Below are 18,669 nucleotides of genomic sequence, written 5' to 3' on the forward strand. Positions count from 1 at the left end.
TTCTCGCTATTCCGCCGGCGTAGCAGTCGTCGCAACAAAGCGGCGATGCGAGCGCAGCCCGGCATAAAGCACCGCAAGTGCTGCCACCGGGAAGATGGCAGCGACGTAGCCGAGATCGGCCGGGGCGGCATATTCCAGAACTCTGCCGCCAAGCGCCGTGCCTGCCGCGATGCCGAGATACAGCGCCGAGGCGTTGAGCGAGAGCGTCAGATGGGCAACCTCGGGCGCATAGCCGACGATGCGGCTTGCCTGCGCCGGCGGGAATGCCCAGCCGATGATGCCCCAGGGCAGCATGATGCCGATCAGCAGTGGCCCGGCCAGGTGGTGCGGCAGGAGATGCAGGCCGAACGCTATGGCCAGCGCAATCGCCACCGAAGCCACGAGTGAACCCACGACCATCCGCGTCGCGCCGATGCGATCGGCAAGATAGCCGCTGGACAGATTGCCGATCACTGCACCGACGCCGAAGGCAAGCAGAAGGCCAGGCAATGACAGCTTTGACAGCCCTGCCCCATCTATCGCCAGCGGCGCTAGGTAGGAGATGATCATGAAACCGCCGGCGAGGTACAGAAAGGTCACCACCAGCGATGGTGCGATACCGGCCCGGCCGATGATGCTGAAGCGCTCGCCAAGCGTCAGCTTTGTTCCCGACAGCCCGCGCGGCAGGCGGAACCACAGTACGGTCGCACAAGCCAGCGCCAGCACCGAAATCGCACCGAATGTGCCGCGCCAGCCCCAAACCGCAGCAATCAGCGCGCCCAGTGGCGCGCCCAGCGCCACCGCGAAAGTCGTGCCGCCCACCACCACGGAAATCGCCAGGGCGCGATGCTCCGGCCCGGCCAATGAGACTGCGGTCGCCTGCGCAGTGGCGGCAAACAGGCCGCTGGCCATGCCCATGACGATCTGCGCAAGCAGCAATGTCGTGAACGATACGCTGGTCGCCGCAATCGCGTTGCCGGCCACGAAGGTCAGCATCGCGGCCGTCAGCACGCGCCGCCTGTCGGCAGCGCCCGCAAGTGCCGAAAGCAGCGGCGCCCCGATGGCATAGGAAAGCGAGAAGACGGTGATGAGATAGCCGGCCTTTGGAATGGTGGTGTGCGTGTCGGCTGCGATGAACGGCAGCAGGCTCGAAAACACGAAGCCGACCGTGCTCATGGTGAAGGAGCCGACCGCCAGCCAGATAAGACGCTTGTCCATAGGACCGATCCTTAGTTCAAAAGTTATTGAACTATTGAACTTGATTGCCCGCCATGTCAATGTGGTCGCACATGCTTCCTGTCAGCCTGATGTCAGGAGGGCGGACAAAGCATTGAACCGGAACGCCTGCGCAGCTAGTTTTCAGCCATGACCTTGCCCCATCCCACCGCCGACCAGATTTCACTGCCGAATGTGCTGGCCGTGCTCGGCGACCAGACGCGCCTCGCCATCATCGGCTATCTCGCGCTGCGCGAAGGCCAGCCGACCATCTGCATGCAGTTCACCGATTTCGGCTCCAAGACCAACATCAGCTACCACCTCGCCAAACTGCGCGAAGCCGGCGTCACCCGCACCGAAGCCGTCGGCACCACCCGCCTTATCACGCTGCGCCGCGACGACCTCAACGCCCGCTTCCCCGGCCTGCTCGATTCGATCATTACGGCAGCGGTCAGCCTTCCGATGGTGCAGAAGATCGCCGAAGCCCAGGATGCAGCGCTGGCGCTCGAGCAGGGCTGAGCAGCGCGCCAACTCCCCCTCTCCGTCTCGGCTTCGCCGAGCCACCCGCAAGCGGGGCGAGGAACCTAGATTCTGCGAGGCAGCCACATTTCAGGACTTGGGTTCCTCGCCCCATGAAATGGGGAGAGGTGGCTCGGCGAAGCCGAGACGGAGAGGGGGACAGCCCCGATCCAACCGCCTATTTCCCTTATGTATTAAGCTCCCGCAAGATGTTCCGCGCGCATCAGAATGCGTCGCGATTCAGGTCGCGTTACTACTTGGCCTCAGGCGACTGGAAATGGCGGCGGTTTCCCAGTAACAGCGTGACATGAAAACTTTTCAGACTGCCTTACTGGCCGCACTCATATCCACATCTTCCGTCGTCACGGCACACGCCTATACCGATGAGGATTCTTACGTGGCAGTGAGCAACACCGCGATGAGCGTGACCGGCGACATTCAGTTCGATGACTTCAGCATTACCTTTGAGAACGGCAAAACGCTGAGCTTCTCAGGCCTCGTAAGCGACACCTTCGTCGTTGATGGCGAGGAAATTCCTGCATCTGTCTATCAAGTCAGTCGCCCGGGCGACCCGGTACTCGAAAACGGCAACCGCCTATGCGGATCCGGCGCAGTCACCTACATCGCAAATTGGGATGATGGCGGCCGCTCTCTCATAGCCGTCTTTACAGGCGACGAAGCCCCTTCGAGCAATGAAGAAATGTGCGCCTCCTATACCTACGAGCAGTAAGGCCCGCGGCATCGCCGAAGCGCAGGATGCGGCGCTGGCGGTGGAGCACGGCTGAACGCCACGCCAAGTTCCCCTCTCCGTCTCGGCTTCGCCGAGCCACCTCTCCCCGCAAGCGGGGCGAGGAACCCAAGTTTTGCTTGGCCCTGCATGTCAGGATTTAGGTTCCTCTCCCCCGCAAAGCGGGGGAGAGGTGGCTCGGCGAAGCCGAGACGGAGAGGGGGTAAAGCCCCTGCCCAACCGCCTTGCTTCCCCTTGCATGGCTGCCTTGCCGAAACGCCGCAAAGATTCACGTATTTTCGGGGTTACAACCGCCCAATCATTTGCCTATAAGGCGCCCTTAGCCTGACAACAGACTCTGATGCGCACCGGCCGGGCATTCCCGCGCCGGTCTTTTGCGCAGAGCGACCACGAACGGACCGAGCCACCATGCCAAAACGCACCGACATCAAGTCCATCCTGATCATCGGCGCAGGTCCCATCGTTATCGGACAGGCATGCGAGTTCGATTACTCCGGCACCCAGGCCTGCAAGGCGCTGAAGGAGGAAGGTTTTCGCGTCATCCTGGTCAACTCCAACCCGGCCACCATCATGACCGACCCGGAGCTGGCCGACGCCACCTATATCGAGCCGATCACCCCGGAAGTCGTCGCAAAGATCATCGCCAAGGAGCGTCCCGACGCGCTGCTGCCAACCATGGGCGGCCAGACCGCGCTCAACACGGCTCTGTCGCTGCGCCGCATGGGCGTGCTCGACCGCTACAATGTCGAGATGATTGGCGCCGATGCCCACGCCATCGACAAGGCCGAGGACCGCTCGCTGTTCCGCGAGGCGATGGCCAAGATCGGGCTCGAGACGCCAAAGTCGATGCTGGCCAACGCTTCCGACGTCAAGGACGCCGACCGCAAGAAGCACGAGGCCGAGCGCGCTGCCGTCAAAGCCGCCAATCCCGCCGATCTCGACGCAGCCCTCGACGCGCTCGAAACCGCCTGGAACCTCGGCGAAGGCGACCGCAAGCAGCGCTACATCAATCACGCCATGGCGATCGCTGCCCAGGCGCTCGACCATGTCGGCCTGCCGGCCATCATCCGCCCCTCCTTCACCATGGGCGGCACCGGCGGCGGCATCGCCTACAACCGCACCGAATTCTTCGACATCATCGGCTCGGGCCTCGATGCCTCCCCCACCACCGAAGTCCTCATCGAGGAATCGGTGCTCGGCTGGAAGGAATACGAGATGGAGGTGGTTCGCGACAAAGCGGACAACTGCATCATCATCTGCTCCATCGAGAACCTCGACCCGATGGGCGTCCACACCGGCGATTCGATCACCGTCGCCCCGGCGCTTACGCTCACCGACAAAGAATACCAGATCATGCGCAACGCCTCGATCGCGGTGCTGCGCGAGATCGGCGTCGAGACCGGCGGTTCCAACGTGCAATTCGCCGTCAACCCGGCCGACGGCCGCCTCGTCGTCATCGAGATGAACCCGCGCGTCTCGCGCTCGTCTGCACTTGCCTCCAAGGCCACCGGCTTCCCCATCGCCAAGATCGCGGCCAAGCTCGCCGTCGGCTACACGCTGGACGAGCTTGAGAACGACATCACCGGCGGCGCGACGCCGGCCTCATTCGAGCCGTCCATCGACTACGTCGTCACCAAGATTCCGCGCTTTGCCTTCGAAAAGTTCCCTGGCGCCGAGCCGACGCTGACCACCGCCATGAAGTCGGTCGGCGAGGTCATGGCCATCGGCCGCACCTTCCAGGAATCGCTGCAGAAGGCGCTGCGCGGCCTCGAAACCGGCCTCACCGGCCTCGACGAGATCGAAATCCCCGGCCTTGCGCACGGCGAGGACAAGAACGCCATCCGTGCGGCGCTGGGCACGCCGACGCCCGACCGGTTGCGCATGGTCGCCCAGGCGCTGCGCATGGGCACCTCGCTGGAAGACGTGCACGCAATGTGCAAGATCGACCCGTGGTTCCTCGAGCAGATCGCCGGCATCATCGACATGGAAGCGCGCATCCGCGAGCACGGCCTGCCGGAAGACGCCGCCAATCTGCGCATGCTGAAGTCGATGGGCTTCTCCGACGCCCGCCTCGCCTCGCTGGTGAAGAAAGAGGCGCAGGACGTGCAGAAGCAGCGCCAGAAGCTCGGCGTTCACCCGGTCTACAAGCGCATCGACACCTGCGCTGCCGAATTCGCCTCGCCCACCGCCTACATGTACTCCACCTACGAAGTGCCCTTCGCCGGCGAGACGCGCTCCGAGGCGCAAGTCAGCGACCGCAAGAAGGTCGTCATCCTCGGCGGCGGCCCCAACCGCATCGGCCAGGGCATCGAGTTCGACTATTGCTGCTGCCATGCCGCCTTTGCGCTGCGCGAGGCCGGCTATGAAGCGATCATGGTCAACTGCAACCCCGAGACCGTTTCGACCGACTACGATACTTCCGACCGGCTCTATTTCGAGCCGCTGACCGCCGAGGACGTGCTGGAGATCCTGCGCGCCGAGCAGACTGCCGGCACGCTGCACGGCGTCATCGTCCAGTTCGGCGGCCAGACGCCGCTGAAGCTGGCGGAAGCGCTGGAAAAGGCCGGCATTCCGATCCTCGGCACCTCGCCCGACATGATCGACCTGGCCGAAGACCGCGACCGCTTCCAGAAGCTGTTGCAGAAGCTCGACCTCGCCCAGCCCAAGAACGGCATCGCCTATTCGGTCGAGCAGTCGCGCACTGTCGCCGGCGAGCTCGGCTTCCCGCTGGTCGTGCGCCCGTCCTATGTGCTTGGCGGCCGCGCCATGCAGATCATCCATGACGAGCAGATGCTGCAGACCTACCTGCTCGACACCGTGCCCGGCCTGGTGCCGGAAGACATCAAGCAGAAATACCCCAACGACAAGACCGGCCAGATCAACACGCTGCTGGGCAAGAACCCGCTGCTGTTCGACACCTATCTGACCGACGCCATCGAGGTCGATGTCGACTGCCTGTGCGACGGCAGCAACACCTTCGTCTCCGGCATCATGGAGCATATCGAGGAGGCCGGCATCCATTCGGGCGACAGTGCCTGCTCGCTGCCGGTTCATTCGCTGAGCGACGAGACCGTCGACGAGCTGGAGCGCCAGACTGCCGCCCTTGCAAGGGCATTGAAAGTCGGCGGCCTGATGAATGTGCAATACGCCATTCAGGACGGCACCATCTATGTGCTGGAAGTGAACCCGCGCGCCTCGCGCACCGTGCCTTTCGTGGCGAAAACCATTGGCAAGCCGATCGCCAAGGTCGCCGCCCGCATCATGGCCGGCCAGACGCTGGACGACGCCTTCGCCGCCTACGGCGAAAAGCCCAACGCGCGCAACCCCGGCCACATCGCGGTCAAGGAAGCGGTGTTCCCCTTCGCCCGCTTCCCCGGCGTCGACATCCTGCTCGGACCCGAAATGCGCTCGACCGGCGAGGTCATGGGCCTAGACCGCGACTATGCGCTGGCCTTCGCCAAGGCGCAGCTAGGCGCCGGCGTCGACCTGCCGCGCTCGGGCACGCTGTTCGTGTCGGTGCGCGACGAAGACAAGAAAGGCATCCTGCCCGCCGTCAAGCGCCTCGCCGAACAGGGCTTCAAGGTGCTCGCCACCGGCGGCACCCAGCGCTTCCTCGCCGAAAACGGCGTGGCCGCAGAAAAGATCAACAAAGTCCTCGAAGGCCGCCCCCACATCGAAGACGCCATCCGCAACCGCCAGGTCCAGCTCGTCTTCAACACCACCGACGGCCAGAAAGCGGTCTCAGACTCGAAGTCGCTCCGCCGCGCGACTTTGATGCAGAAAGTGCCGTATTATACGACGCTGGCGGGTATGGCCGCGGTGGCGGAGGCGATTGCGGCGTTGAGGGCTGGGAGCTTGGAGGTTCGGCCGTTGCAGGAGTATTTTTAGAAGTACAGGACAATATCTCGTTAGAGGATTTATATAGACGGCACGACTCCGTTGCGGCACAAAAATACAATCAACCATCTTAAGAGAACAGTTTTCGAATACAATTAAAACCGAGAGAAATAACCTTACCTAGAAATTGGGAGCATATGGCTTGGCTATCTTCCTAAAAGGACTTTCACTTCAATTCTATCGTGGAATTGGCAGTGAAGCGCAGTCCATGGCTCCGTTCAAGGAGTTCAACTTTTTCATTGGCGCTAACAACGCTGGTAAATCAACGGTTTTAAACTTCATCTCAAACTACATTCCGTTCCAAGATTCTCACAGCAGATCTCCAACTGTTATTCAATCACCTTTAGACGAATACAGAGGAAAGATTACTGGAAATCTATCGATTGCGATAGGTATACCGAAGAAAGAGTTCCAAGAAAATAGTCAAAAGGGTGTCAAAGGGAGTCATTTTCTCGAAGCAATCGAAAAGATCGTCAATGAACTTTCTGAAAATGAATTTGTATGGCTTAGACGAAATATTTCGAACAATACTTGGGATCTAGATCCGAAATTGGATTTTGAGAATTGGCAGACCGTTTTGACCAAATCTGTTTGGAGCAGTCTGTGGAACCACTTAACGGCGCAGAGCGGGGGTGGTCCGAGTCATTGGATTCCAGAAACACTTAACAAATTACTTCGAAATCAAGACCTCTCTCTACCCGAAGTAAAATTAATTCCAGCATTGCGCCAGATAGGTAAGAGCGGAACGAAATTTGATGACTTCTCGGGAGCCGGGCTTATTGATCGTTTAGCAGAAATACAAAGCCCCGATCACGACAAACGTCACGAGACGGAGTTATTTCAAAAGATTAACAGATTTCTACAGGACGTTACAGGAAAAGAGGATTCTCGTATCGAGATACCACACAATCGGGAACACGTACTCGTTCATATGGACAATAAAGTTCTTCCAATTGCTTCGCTTGGGATGGGAGTGCACGAGGTAATAATGATTGCATCCTTTTGCACCTTGACCGAGGAGAAAATTATTTGCATAGAGGAGCCAGAAATACATCTTCATCCACTATTGCAAAGAAAACTAATATCTTACTTAAAAAATAATACTAACAATCAGTACTTTGTTGCAACACATTCAGCTAGCTTTATCGATACACCTGGCGCAGCCATTTTTCACGTATCCAACAACGGGGAACAAACTTGGATACGCGAGTCCGTTCTAAGAAGCGAGCGACACAATATATGTATGGATTTGGGTTACAAAGCATCAGACATCGTGCAAGCGAACGCGGTTATTTGGGTCGAAGGGCCGTCAGATCGAATATATATTCGGCATTGGATTTCCGCGCTCGCGCCGGAATTGATCGAAGGCATCCATTACTCAATCATGTTTTACGGTGGACGACTTCTTAGCCATCTGAGCGCCGAGTCAGATGAGGTGGAAGAGTTTATTGGGTTACGCTCGTTGAATCGACATATGGCACTGGTTATGGACAGTGATAAAGCCAGTTCAAACGCGTCAATCAATCAAACGAAACTTCGTTTGCAACGAGAGTTGGGGAAGGGTTCCGGCGTTAGCTGGATTACGAAAGGGCGTGAGATCGAAAATTATATCGATCATACAAAGCTTCAGCAGGCAGTAAAGGATTGCTATCCAAAGCTATACGATAAGCCAGGCGACGGTGGATCATTCGACCATGCGTTGTTCTTCAAGCGCATCGGACCCAAGAGCAGGAAAAATACCGCAGGCGCATCGGTCAACGATGAACCATTAATTGAACAAGATATCGACAAGATCAAAGTTGCCAGATTGGTTTGTAAATCGGCCGCTAATTTTGGGATACTCGACCTTAAGCGACGTGTCGAAGAAGTGGTGAAGCTTATCAAGACTGCAAATATGTAAGGTGGGCAGCCACTCCGAAGTCACTCCGAATAAATAGACGGCAGGCACATGGAACCCAACGACGAAATCTCCCTCGTCCCACCCCAACCCGTCGCCGACAACGCCGCCAAAGGCCTCGCCTTTCGCGCCAAATTCAAACGCGGTGGAACGGAGATCGGCGTCGGGCGGGCGCAGGAGTTGGTTGCGCGGCGTGCGCTCCAGCCTTCCGTCATCAAGCGCATGGTGAGCTATTTCGCCCGTCACGAGGTCGACAAGCGCGCCAAGAATTTCGGCAATGAGGAAAACCCCTCGGCCGGCTACATCGCCTGGCTTCTCTGGGGCGGTGACGAAGGCCGCGCCTGGGCGCTCGACCTCAAGACCCGCATCGGCAACGCGCCGGATATCTAACGCGGGCGGAGGATAAAATTCACGGTGCATTCGGTACAAGTCATTGATTTTATTGTCAGACGATACCGAAAACGAGTTTTTTATCCACACCCTTTCAGACTGATCGATAATCCCTCCATCGTCCTCACCGGGAACACGGGTCATGAACCGGATGAGCGTGGGGGACGGCGGTGTCCGGGCTGGTGGCGCAACGGTAGCGCTGCTGGGTGATGAACCCCTAAGCCCGGGTCTTGGCGGCGGCTGGCTACGCGAATGTGGAGGCGACTGAGCGGGACAAGAGCACTGAACGGGCGGTCGAAAGATCGCAATAATAATACAAAAACGAGCGATCCGACGACCGCCCGTCTTCCCTCGTCATGCCTCGACCGGCGAAACCGGGTCGAGAAAGCGAGTCATGAGCCAAGAAAAATGTTCTTTGAAAAAAGCCAGGCGATACTGCGACACGGGCCCTCTACGGCTGGTCACTCACTTCGCCGTCCACGCCCCATACTCCTTCATCAGCCCCTCATATGCCTCGATCGGCGGCAGGGCCTCGTAGCTGTGCGGGGCGCCGGTCTGGGCGAAGGGCAGCTTTTCGCTGGTCCATGTCTCGATGAAGGGCGTCATGCCGCTCGTATCGTCCAGCAGGGGCGAGCGGAGGTTGACGAACCAGTCCATGCCTTCCGGCCGCGTGAACATCCAGCTCATGCAATGCGGGCAGAAATAGTGTCTTGAAGCGCCATGCAGCCCGCCGATCACCGGCTCGCCCTGCGTCACTTCAAAACCCTCGGCGGGGATGGCGGCAGACAGCGAAAAGGCCGACGAACTCATCTTCTGGCAACCGGTGCAGTGACAGGCCATGGTCACCAGCGGCGCGGCACTCACCTTGAAGCGCACCTGCCCGCAGCGGCATCCGCCTTCGCGTTTCCAGTCAGTCATAGCTGCCTCCTCTTTTCATGGAGGAGGATGACAGCATCGCGCCACTGCCTGCAAGTGCGGCGATGCCGCGCTTCAAGTCGCCGCAGTGGCTTCGATGATGCCGCTTGCCAGCGCGTGGAGGTCGTCGCGGTAGCCGGTGCGGGCGGAAGGGTTGTCCTCGGCCGAGGTCATGACGATGGTGAGTTCCAGCGACGGCACGATGTAGAGCATCTGCCCGCCATAGCCCCAGGCATAGCTGACCGGCCGCTCGCCAAGCTCGCGCAGGAACCAGCCATAGCCGTAGCCATCACCGTTGAAGCGCGAAGTGGTGCGCGGCTGCCAGGATTGCTCGACCCATGCCGCCGGCACGATCTGCCGGCCTTCGGGCGTCTTGCCGCTGTTGCGGTAGAGTTCGCCGAAGGTGCCCAGCGAGCGGGCGCTCATCGCCATCTGGTTGCCGCCGACATAGATGCCTTGCGGGTCGCGGTCCCAGGCAGCGATGCGAAAGCCGTCGAGCGGCCCCAGCCAGTCGCGCGCCAACGCCAACGTGGATTTCCCGCCAACCCGCGTCAGGATCGCCGACAAAAGATGCGTCGAGCCGGTGGAATAAAGCATCGACCCGCCCGGCTCGTCGTCGAAGGGCATGGCGAGTGCGGTGCGCACCCAGTTGCGGCTGGAAACCCAGCGCCCGTAATTCGGCCCCGAAGTGCGCCCCAGCCCTGCCTGCATGGAAAGCAGATTGCCGATGGTGATGTCCTCGATGCGCGGATCGGGCTTGGCCGGCAGATCGGCGCGCAGCAGCGGCGCGATCTTCTGGTCTGGCCCTTGCAGCAGCTTCCTGTCGATGGCGATGCCGACCATCGCCGAGACAATCGATTTCGAGGCAGACTTGATGTTGGTCGGAGCAGTCAGCGAATTGCCGCGATAGCCGCGTTCTGCAATCGTTTCACCGCCGCGCATGACCAGCACGGTCTTGAGCGAGGTCAGCCGTTCCGCCTCATCAAGCAGATCTGGCAGCGGTCGCGGCGTTGCAGGCTCGGTCGGCGTCTGGGCGAAAGCCGGCCATGGCGTCGCGGCGGTGGCAAGAAGGGCAAGTGCTGTGCGTCTGTCCATGGAAGCGAGGTAGGGAGCGTGAACGGCAAAAGATAGGCGGAAGCCTTCCCGGCGTTCGCGCTTCACGCAGAAGTTATGGCGAGCTTGGCCAGCAATCCTGCCAACGCCTTGGCCTCGCCCGCATCGAGCTTCGCGCCCACCGCCGCCTCGATCGCCGGCCCATAGACACCCCACATGTCGCGGCGAAGGGTCAAACCCTCGGGCGTGATCGCCAGCACCTGGCCGCGCTTGTCATTGGGACAGGCACGGCGCACCACCAGCCCGGCCTTTTCCAGACGGTCGATCAGCCGCGAAAGATTGTACTGCTCGAACAGCAGCACCCGCTCCAGTTCGAAGGGCCGAAGCCCCTCGCCGCCGGCGCGTTCCAGTTCCCACAGCGCGTCATACCAGGCAAGCGGCGGAAAGCCCGCCGCCTTCAGTTGCGCCTCGATGCTGGCCGTTGCCACGCGCTGCGCGCGCGAAAGGCCGATCCAGGCCGCGATGGTCGTGTCGTCCGGTTGTCTGTCCATCTCTCACACATAGTTGATTTCATGCATCTGCATCAAGATTGACAGAACATAGGCGCCCGCTTAATTAGATGCAATTGCATCCAATTCACGGAGCTCCCGTCATGACGAAGAACCTCACCCTGATCTCCTTCGACCTCTGCCCCTATGTGCAGCGCGCCGCCATCGTGCTGGCCGAAAAGAACGTGCCTTTCGAGCGCGTCGACGTCGATCTCGAAAACAAGCCGGAATGGTTCCTGAATATCTCGCCGCGCGGCAAGGTTCCGCTGCTGAAGGTCGGCGACGACGTGCTGTTCGAAAGCGCTGCCATCGTCGAATATCTCGATGAGACCAACCCGCCTGCCCTGCACCCGGCCAACCCGGTAACCCGGGCGCGCCACCGCGCCTGGATGGAATTCGGCTCGGCAGTTCTGGGCGACATCTGGACGCTGGAAGTGACCGCCGACCAAGCCACCTTCAATGCATCCCGCGTGGCGCTGAAGGAAAAGCTCTCCCGCGTCGAAAGCGAACTTGGCGACGGCCCCTATTTCGCCGGCAAGGATTTTTCCATCGTCGATGCCGTCTTCGCCCCGGCCTTCCGCTATTTCGAAGTCATCGACCGCCTCGCCGATCTCGAGGTTTTCGATGGTCTGCCCAAGGTGCAGAAATGGCGCGAGGCGCTGGCCGCGCGCCCTTCGGTCAAGAACGCCGTCGTGGCGGATTACAATGACCGGCTTCTGCGCTTCCTACAGAAGAAAAACAGCATTTTGGGCCGTCTGCCGCTGGCTGCCTGAACGCGGCTGCGCAATTAGCCTTCGAGCGAAACGCGGCGCATGCCCATCCGCTCGTAGAGCCGCACGGCATCGGGGTTTTTGACGAGGTCGGTCTTCAGATCGACATATGCGGCACCTCGCGCCTGAAACGTGCCGAAGACCTGCAGCAATAATGCTTCGGCCAGCCCGCGCCGGCGCGCCTCCGGGCGAACGGCAAGGTCCTTCAGATAAGCGCTGGTCCAGCATAAGGCTGCCGCAACCAGCCGGTCGTCGCCGTCGAACACCAGGAAGCACAGCGCCGGGTCGAAGTCGGCATCGTTCGACACTTTCTGCCACCAGGTGTCGAAAGGACCCTCCTCGCCGTCATCGAACACCTCGCTCAGCAGCGTGTGCAGGGCTCGGGCATCGGCGGTCCGAAAGCTACGCATCGAGAACGCAGTCGGCCATTTTGGCGCTGGAAAATCGCCGCCCAGGTCGCGGCGAAACCGCACCACCTGCTCATCCGCCATAGTCTCAGCGCCCCAGCGTTACCGCTCCTCCACGTTTAACGGCTCGCTGATAGGCCGGGCGGGCATGGATGCGCTGGAGAAAGCCGGTGAGGTTCTGGAAGCGATGGTCGAGCCCGCCGCGCGCCACAGCGGCTTCCAGCGGAAAACTCATCTGGATGTCGGCGGCGGTAAAGTCGTCACCGGCAAAGAAATCGCGGTTCTCAAGCTCACCGTCCAGAAAGGTCAGGATCTCGGCGATCTGGCCATCGATGCGCGGGAGGACGGCGGCAGCCGCCTCACCCATGCGCGAAAAATAGAGTTTTAAGAGCAGCGGCGGCATCGCCGAACCTTCGGCAAAATGCATGAAGGTGAGATAGGGCACGCGCTCCGGTGTGCTCGGTGCAGGCCGCAGCGTGCCGTCGTCGTGCCGGTCGAGCAGATATTCAATGATCGCGCCCGATTCGGCGACCGTCAGCTCTCCGTCCGTCAGTACCGGGGCCTTGCCGAGCGGGTGGACGTTTTTCAGCTCAGGCGGCGCCAGCATGGTTTTCGGGTCACGCTGGTAGAGAGCCAGATCGTATTCGAGCCCGAGTTCTTCCAGCAGCCACAGGATGCGGTGCGAGCGCGAATTGTTGAGATGGTGAAGCGTGAGCATGCGATCCCCTTGCATTCGGACCATGCCGACTTACCGCATCAGACCGGAAACGGAAATCCGCTTGCCGGTCAAAACGCATGCTGAAACGAAGGGCGTCTAGGTATCAGGCAGCGCCGGGAGCGGCAGCCGGCTTCGGAACCGGTGCAGCGGCAGGAAGCGGGGTTGGCGCAGGAGGAAACACCGGCGCCGTGGCGGGAATAGCCGCAGGTGTTGACCCAGCAGCGCCCGGGATCAGCTCAGGCACCGAGGCCCCAGCCATCGGGTTCATCTCAGGCGCCGGGTCCGGGCGGCGCATGCGGCGGCGATCTGTGCCCAGGCCCGTCTCTTCCAGCAGGCCCTTGCGCTTGGCATCGTAATAATAGCCGGTCTGGTAAAGACGGTCGGCGCGTCTGTGGTCGCCACCGGCCACCAGATAGGCACCGCGCAGATATTTCACCGCATATTTCAGATTGGTCTCGGCATCGAGAAGGCCGTTCGCCGGGCCGTCATAGCCCATGCCGCGCGCGGTCGCATGCTTGATCTGCATCAGCCCCCAGTGACCGCGATTATAGGCGCGCGGATTGAAGGTGCTCTCGCGCTTGACCACGCTGCGCACCAGCGTTTCCGGCACTTCATAGATCGCGGCGTATTTGGTGATGAGCTTGTCCACCACGGTGCCGCTTTGCGCAGTGACCGGGCCAGCGGGCGTATCCGGGGTCACAAAGGCATTGGCCGTGACGGTCTCGGCCGGATAGGCCTCTTCGCGCGCCTCGGTCTGTGTATAGGAACTCGGCAAGATCGAAACGGTGTCAGGCAGCGCCAGATCGACCGTCGGCGCCATGGCAAGGCTTGTTGCCGTGTCTTCTCCAGTCGTCGCGCAGGCCGCTAGCGCCAAGGGCGACAGCACCGCTGCAACGAGAGGAAATCTCAGAAAAGAAGGCAAAGCCGCGCTCGTTGTCTGCAAATCAATTGTTAACGATTGGAAACCCCATACATCAGCCGCACCATTTCGGCAACACGGCCCGGTTGCAACTGCATCCGCCAGTCTGTCAGGAGGCTTCGCGCAGTCCACTGATAACGGGATGTTCCCGCTTTGTACCAGGCGGCTTTGTGGTATGAAACACCTCGGTTTTTTGGAAACGTGATGACCATACCCTATCATCTCTTCGAAACCGCCATCGGCTGGATCGGCATCGCCTGGAGCGAGCGGGGCCTGACGCGGGTGCAGTTGCCCGAGCGCGACCGCGCCGCCACCGAAAGGCGGCTGCTGGCGACGATGTCGCGAATCTCACAGTCCGGTGAGCCGTCGCAACAGGCGTCGAGTGCCCTTCCGATGAACATCATTGCCGCAGTCGATGAAATCACGCGCTACGCGGCTGGCGAGATGGTGGATTTTTCCGACATCAAGGTCGACCTCGCAGGCATCGACGAGTTCCGGCTGGCGATCTACGACGCGGCGCGGAAGCTCGGTTTCGGCGAGACGACGACCTATGGCGAGCTGGCCCAACGCGCAGGCCACACCGGGCTGGCGCGCGAAACAGGCCAGGCGCTGGGCTCCAACCCGGTGCCGATCGTCGTGCCCTGCCATCGCATTCTTGCAGCCGGCAACAAGATCGGCGGCTTTTCGGCTCCCGGCGGCTCGGCCACCAAGGAGAAGCTTCTGACCATGGAAGGCGTGCGGGTCGGCCCGCCGCCGCCCGCACAGGCATCTTTTGGATTCTGAATCTCTAGGTGCGTTGAGATTCAGGTCAGGGCGAGTCGAGAACGGTTATTTTCGAGAACCGGAACGGAGCGTACGTTTGGGTACGTGAGTACCGGAAGCGCAGAAAATAGCCGTTCGCAGGCCGCCCTCACCTGAATATCAGTCGCGGCGCAGGATCATGAAGCGATCCTCCGGGTCCACCCGCTCGCAACGACGCACCGGACAGGACCGGTCGGCCGTCGGAACGAAGACGGTCTCGGCGCTCTCATCGCTTTTGCAGAACCGGCGATCCGCCACATAGCGGTCATAGCGCAGGATGGAAGGATTGCGCTCCGAACGATAACGCAGCAGCGCAACACCATCGCGCCGGACGGTGGCCTGAACCTCGCCGCAACTCATGCTGGTAGAGGTATAGCGGGAAATCGCCTGCGCCTCGACCGCGATCAAAGACAGGCAAAGAACGAGCAAAACACGTTTCAAAGTCACCTCCCTGCGCATGCATCACCAAGTGTTCCTATAGACAGGAACGAGCGGGATCGACGGAAGTGCTCATGCTGGCCGATCACATCCCGGTGAACGATCATCTTCTCTGGCTCTTGTGCTGGCGAGCAATACGCATTATATCAGCCCCGTTGATATTTCGGCCGATCGATATGGTAGTCCCGCGATTTATTCGCGTTTGCTGACGTCTATCTCCAAAATCTCGATACAAGGCGACCAAGTTCGCTTGGTTAAATAACGTTGCAAACGCAAGGAAATATAAAATGGCTACTGGCACCGTAAAGTGGTTCAACTCGACCAAGGGTTTCGGCTTCATCCAGCCTGACGCAGGCGGCGCGGACGTTTTCGTCCACATCTCCGCTGTTGAGCGCGCTGGTCTGTCGAACCTCGTCGAAGGTCAGAAGATCAACTTCGAGATCGAGCAGGACCGCCGCACCGGCAAGTCGTCTGCTGGTTCTCTTTCCAAGGCCGGCTGATTTTACGCGCGCCTCGGACTGAAAGGTTCGAAGCGCACGGCAAGTCACGGATGTACTGGCGGCCGCGCGACAAGCGCGCCGGAGGTCAAGGCCAGGAGCTGAAGCGGCAGATAGCCGCCAGACCTGGTCAATGAATTCCAGATCAGCCTGTTTTGGGCGCGGAAGGCGGGGTAACTCCCCGCCTTTTTGTTGTCCGCAGTTCAGTTCACGGTGACGACGATTTTGCCGAACGGCCCACGCGTCAGATGATCGAGTGCCGCCGGCAGATCGACAAGCCCGTACTCGGCGTCGACGACAGGTTTGATGCCATTCATTTCGACGGCGTGGGCAAAATCTTCCAGCGCCCGGCGGTGTCCCACCTGTATCCCTTCCACGACGAGGCGCTTTTGCGCAAAAGACGCGAAGCCGCCGGAAATCTCAAAACCTTCCAGAACCCCGATGAGTGAGATGCGACCGCCAACCGCCGCGGCCCGCAGCGACTGGTCGAGATGCGCGCCGCCAACGATTTCGAGAATGTGGTCGACGCCTCGATCACCGGTGATGCGATAGATCTCTTCGACCCAGTCATGCTTATTGCGGTTGATGGCATGGTGGACGCCCAGTTCCCTGGCCCGCGTCAGTTTCTCGTCACTTCCCGATATCACAATCGTTTCGGCGCCATGCGCCAGCGCAATCTGCGCACCAAAGAGCGCGACACCGCCCGTCCCCTGCACCAGGACGGTCTGGCCGGAATGGAGGTTCCCGCGCTCGACAAGCCCGGTCCAGGCCGTGAGGCCGGCGCAGGGCAAGGTGCTCGCAGCCACATCGCTCAGGCCTCCAGGAACCTTGACCGCCCACTCCTGATTGAGCGCGACATATTCCGCCAGAACACCTTGGTAGCCGCCGCCAAGCGATCCGTGAGTGGGCTGGCGTGCATTGCCCGGACCGACCCCATCGATCCAGCCCGGAATGAACGTCGATATAACCCGGTCACCCGGCTGGAACCTGTCGACCGACGAGCCCACGGCGATCACCTTCCCTGCCATGTCCGAGCCGGGCGTCAGCGGCGTGACCATCCGCTGGAGTCCAAAGCCGTCGTCCACCAGCAGCTTGTCGCGATAGTTCAACGAGACAGCAGCAACCCGGACCAGGATTTCCGCAGGCCCCGGCGTCGGGATCGGACTCTCGACAAATTTGAGGTTTTCCCGGCCGGCCGCGTCAATCGACCAATGTTTCATCAAGTCGGTCATCTGCAATTTCCCTATGCTGCACTCCGAAAATGGAGTTCGGCAGAAACATAGGCGATCTCAAAAATCTCCAGTGGTGGCAATTTGTCTTCTCATTGTATCCTATTGAGATACAATGGAGTGCAGAATGACAAATCGTCTCTCCGGCATTCAGGAGTTTGTCGCCGTCGTCGAGGCTGGCGGCTTTGCAGCCGCGGGCGAACGACTGGGCCTGTCGCGCTCGGCAGTCGGCAAGGCCGTCGTCCGGCTGGAAGGGCGCCTGGGCGTCCGGCTATGCCATCGCACCACCCGCGTCTTCAACCTGACCGACGACGGCCAGGTTTTTTATGAGCGCTGCTTGCGGGCGTTGCGGGAACTCGAAGCCGCTGAAACCGCCATCGAGACCGGCCGCAACGAACCGGCCGGCCGCATCAGGATCAGCGTGCCGGTTCTGTTCGGCAGGCGTTGCGTCGTGCCCGTCCTCATGGAACTGGCGCGACAGTATCCGAAGTTGGACTTGGAAGCGTCCTTCACCGACCGGACCGTCGATCTCGTGGAAGAAGGCTACGATCTTGCAATCCGCAATGGCCCGGTGCGCGACAATGCCGGGCTGATGATGCGCCGGGTCGCTCGCCAGCGCATGACCATCTGCGCCTCACCCCACTATCTCGAACAGCGGGGCAGTCCCGCAACGTTCGCCGAGATCGCGGATCACGATACCGTTGTCTATTCGCTCGGCGGCCGGATCAGATCATGGTGCTTCCGCAGCATCAGCGGTGAAAGCTACGAACTGCCGCTTCAGAGCCGTATCAAATTCGATGATCTCGATGCGATTGCCGATGCGGCAACGGCCGGCATGGGCCTGGCCTGGTTGCCATGCTGGCTCATACGGGATCGCGTTCGCGACGGTGAACTCGTGCCTATTTTACGAGACATCGATCCTCTGGTCTTCGACAGTTCCGCGCTGTGGCCGCGGACTCCGCATCTGCCGACAAGGATGCGGTTGTTGATCGATACTCTGGCGGCTCGCCTGCCGGGAATGACCGGCTGATCCCTTCCTCAAGGCAGCCAGTCGATCGATACGTGCCCCGGGTCCGCCCTCACCCGCTCCAGCCAGGCCGACACCGCCGGATAGGCATCGAGGTCGAAGCCGCCCTTGCCGGCATCGGCCGTATAGGCATAGAGCGCGATGTCGGCGACGCTCATCGCATCGCCTGCGAAGAATGCATTCTTGACCAGATGCTTTTCCATGACGCCGAGCGCCTTGTTGCCGCGTTCAAGCGTCAGGGCCAGTCGCTCCGGCGTCGCGTCCTTCGCGCGCTCGGGAAACGTCAGCAGCGCCTTGCGCACGGCGATATAAGGCTCGTGGCTATACTGTTCGAAGAACAGCCATTGATAGGCCTGTCCGCGCAGATAGCGGTCAGACGGCAGGAACCGCGTGCCTTCGGCGAAATAGAGCAGGATCGCGTTCGATTCGGCCAGAAGCCGCCCGTCTTCCAGCTCAAGCAGCGGCACCATGCCATTCGGGTTTTTCGCCAGGTAGTCCGCCGAGCGCGTCGCCCCATTGTGCGAACTCACCTCTACATGCTCGAAGGTCTGGCCGAGCTTGGCCAGAAGCAGCCGCGGCTTGTAGCAATTGCCACTGTCGACCATGCCATAGATTCGCGTCATCCATCTCTCCTGCTTTGCGCGCAGATTATCGCTGCCGCAAAATCCATCCAGTGATTTGTAATGACGGGTCTATCAGCGC

General features: G+C 60.5%; 18 protein-coding genes and 1 pseudogene. 9 read left to right on the top strand and 10 right to left on the bottom strand.

Annotation, left to right across the window (positions count from 1 at the left end; translation table 11 throughout):
* Nucleotides 1-6: 6 nt before the first annotated feature.
* Nucleotides 7-1,197, bottom strand: coding sequence for an MFS transporter (locus BM413_RS10855; protein WP_091913184.1), 1,191 nt, complete (start codon nt 1,195-1,197; stop codon nt 7-9).
* Nucleotides 1,198-1,344: 147 nt separating this feature from the next.
* Between BM413_RS10855 and BM413_RS10860 the strand changes: the two genes are divergently transcribed.
* The 5 genes from BM413_RS10860 (at nt 1,345) to BM413_RS10880 (ending at nt 8,645) form a co-directional block, all read left to right on the top strand.
* Nucleotides 1,345-1,713: an ArsR/SmtB family transcription factor gene (locus BM413_RS10860; RefSeq protein WP_091913186.1), complete on the top strand. Its 369-nt coding sequence runs from the start codon at nt 1,345-1,347 to the stop codon at nt 1,711-1,713.
* Between the two features lie 307 nt (nt 1,714-2,020).
* Entirely contained in the window at nt 2,021-2,443 is a 423-nt protein-coding gene (locus BM413_RS10865) for a hypothetical protein (protein ID WP_091913188.1), read from the top strand.
* 426 nt (nt 2,444-2,869) lie between these two features.
* Nucleotides 2,870-6,349 carry a carbamoyl-phosphate synthase large subunit gene (gene carB / locus BM413_RS10870; RefSeq protein WP_091913190.1) on the top strand — a complete coding sequence of 1,160 codons (3,480 nt, stop codon included), beginning with the start codon at nt 2,870-2,872 and terminating at the stop codon, nt 6,347-6,349.
* 151 nt (nt 6,350-6,500) lie between these two features.
* A complete protein-coding gene (locus BM413_RS10875; protein ID WP_139238575.1) occupies nt 6,501-8,258 on the top strand; it encodes an ATP-dependent nuclease in 1,758 nt (585 codons plus the stop codon).
* Nucleotides 8,259-8,306: 48 nt separating this feature from the next.
* Nucleotides 8,307-8,645, top strand: a complete 339-nt coding sequence (locus tag BM413_RS10880) for a hypothetical protein (RefSeq protein WP_091913194.1) — start codon at nt 8,307-8,309, stop codon at nt 8,643-8,645.
* A 465-nt stretch (nt 8,646-9,110) separates the two neighbouring features.
* Here the strand turns inward: BM413_RS10880 and BM413_RS10885 are convergent, their stop codons facing one another.
* The 3 genes from BM413_RS10885 to BM413_RS10895 all read right to left on the bottom strand — a co-directional run bounded on the left by BM413_RS10885 (nt 9,111) and on the right by BM413_RS10895 (nt 11,164).
* The gene (locus tag BM413_RS10885; RefSeq protein ID WP_091913195.1) at nt 9,111-9,563 is read right to left on the bottom strand and encodes a GFA family protein; all 453 of its coding nucleotides are present in this window, start codon (nt 9,561-9,563) and stop codon (nt 9,111-9,113) included.
* Between the two features lie 72 nt (nt 9,564-9,635).
* Nucleotides 9,636-10,655, bottom strand: coding sequence for a serine hydrolase domain-containing protein (locus tag BM413_RS10890; protein ID WP_091913395.1), 1,020 nt, complete (start codon nt 10,653-10,655; stop codon nt 9,636-9,638).
* A 62-nt stretch (nt 10,656-10,717) separates the two neighbouring features.
* Nucleotides 10,718-11,164 (bottom strand): MarR family winged helix-turn-helix transcriptional regulator, encoded by a 447-nt coding sequence (locus BM413_RS10895; RefSeq protein ID WP_091913197.1) that lies wholly within the window; start codon nt 11,162-11,164, stop codon nt 10,718-10,720.
* Nucleotides 11,165-11,265: 101 nt separating this feature from the next.
* Here BM413_RS10895 and BM413_RS10900 point away from each other — a divergent pair, with 101 nt between their 5' ends.
* Nucleotides 11,266-11,934 (top strand): glutathione S-transferase family protein, encoded by a 669-nt coding sequence (locus BM413_RS10900; protein WP_091913199.1) that lies wholly within the window; start codon nt 11,266-11,268, stop codon nt 11,932-11,934.
* Nucleotides 11,935-11,948: 14 nt separating this feature from the next.
* Here BM413_RS10900 and BM413_RS10905 read toward each other — a convergent pair whose 3' ends face one another.
* From BM413_RS10905 to BM413_RS33580, 3 genes and pseudogenes are all read right to left on the bottom strand, one after another.
* On the bottom strand, nt 11,949-12,422 hold the full coding sequence (locus BM413_RS10905; RefSeq protein WP_091913201.1) for a GNAT family N-acetyltransferase: 474 nt from the start codon (nt 12,420-12,422) through the stop codon (nt 11,949-11,951).
* Between the two features lie 4 nt (nt 12,423-12,426).
* Nucleotides 12,427-13,056, bottom strand: coding sequence for a glutathione S-transferase family protein (locus tag BM413_RS10910; protein WP_091913203.1), 630 nt, complete (start codon nt 13,054-13,056; stop codon nt 12,427-12,429).
* A gap of 313 nt (nt 13,057-13,369) precedes the next feature.
* Nucleotides 13,370-13,705: pseudogene (locus BM413_RS33580) on the bottom strand (lytic transglycosylase domain-containing protein); the annotation flags it as partial.
* Between the two features lie 474 nt (nt 13,706-14,179).
* On the opposite strand from BM413_RS33580, the gene BM413_RS10920 reads away from it, so the two are divergent.
* Nucleotides 14,180-14,758, top strand: coding sequence for a methylated-DNA--[protein]-cysteine S-methyltransferase (locus BM413_RS10920; RefSeq protein ID WP_091913207.1), 579 nt, complete (start codon nt 14,180-14,182; stop codon nt 14,756-14,758).
* 138 nt (nt 14,759-14,896) lie between these two features.
* On the opposite strand, the gene BM413_RS10925 is transcribed toward BM413_RS10920, so the two are convergent.
* Nucleotides 14,897-15,235 carry a hypothetical protein gene (locus BM413_RS10925; protein WP_244537835.1) on the bottom strand — a complete coding sequence of 113 codons (339 nt, stop codon included), beginning with the start codon at nt 15,233-15,235 and terminating at the stop codon, nt 14,897-14,899.
* 266 nt (nt 15,236-15,501) lie between these two features.
* Here BM413_RS10925 and BM413_RS10930 point away from each other — a divergent pair, with 266 nt between their 5' ends.
* Nucleotides 15,502-15,714, top strand: coding sequence for a cold-shock protein (locus BM413_RS10930; RefSeq protein WP_091913209.1), 213 nt, complete (start codon nt 15,502-15,504; stop codon nt 15,712-15,714).
* Between the two features lie 200 nt (nt 15,715-15,914).
* Here the strand turns inward: BM413_RS10930 and BM413_RS10935 are convergent, their stop codons facing one another.
* Complete coding sequence (locus BM413_RS10935) at nt 15,915-16,943, bottom strand: zinc-dependent alcohol dehydrogenase family protein (protein WP_091913211.1); 1,029 nt, start codon at nt 16,941-16,943, stop codon at nt 15,915-15,917.
* 124 nt (nt 16,944-17,067) lie between these two features.
* On the opposite strand from BM413_RS10935, the gene BM413_RS10940 reads away from it, so the two are divergent.
* Nucleotides 17,068-17,970 (top strand): LysR family transcriptional regulator, encoded by a 903-nt coding sequence (locus BM413_RS10940; RefSeq protein WP_091913213.1) that lies wholly within the window; start codon nt 17,068-17,070, stop codon nt 17,968-17,970.
* A gap of 8 nt (nt 17,971-17,978) precedes the next feature.
* On the opposite strand, the gene BM413_RS10945 is transcribed toward BM413_RS10940, so the two are convergent.
* Nucleotides 17,979-18,590 carry a glutathione S-transferase family protein gene (locus BM413_RS10945; protein ID WP_091913215.1) on the bottom strand — a complete coding sequence of 204 codons (612 nt, stop codon included), beginning with the start codon at nt 18,588-18,590 and terminating at the stop codon, nt 17,979-17,981.
* Nucleotides 18,591-18,669: the final 79 nt, after the last annotated feature.

The organism is Mesorhizobium sp. YR577, assembly GCF_900116595.1.
Classification (GTDB): Bacteria; Pseudomonadota; Alphaproteobacteria; order Rhizobiales; family Rhizobiaceae; genus Mesorhizobium_M.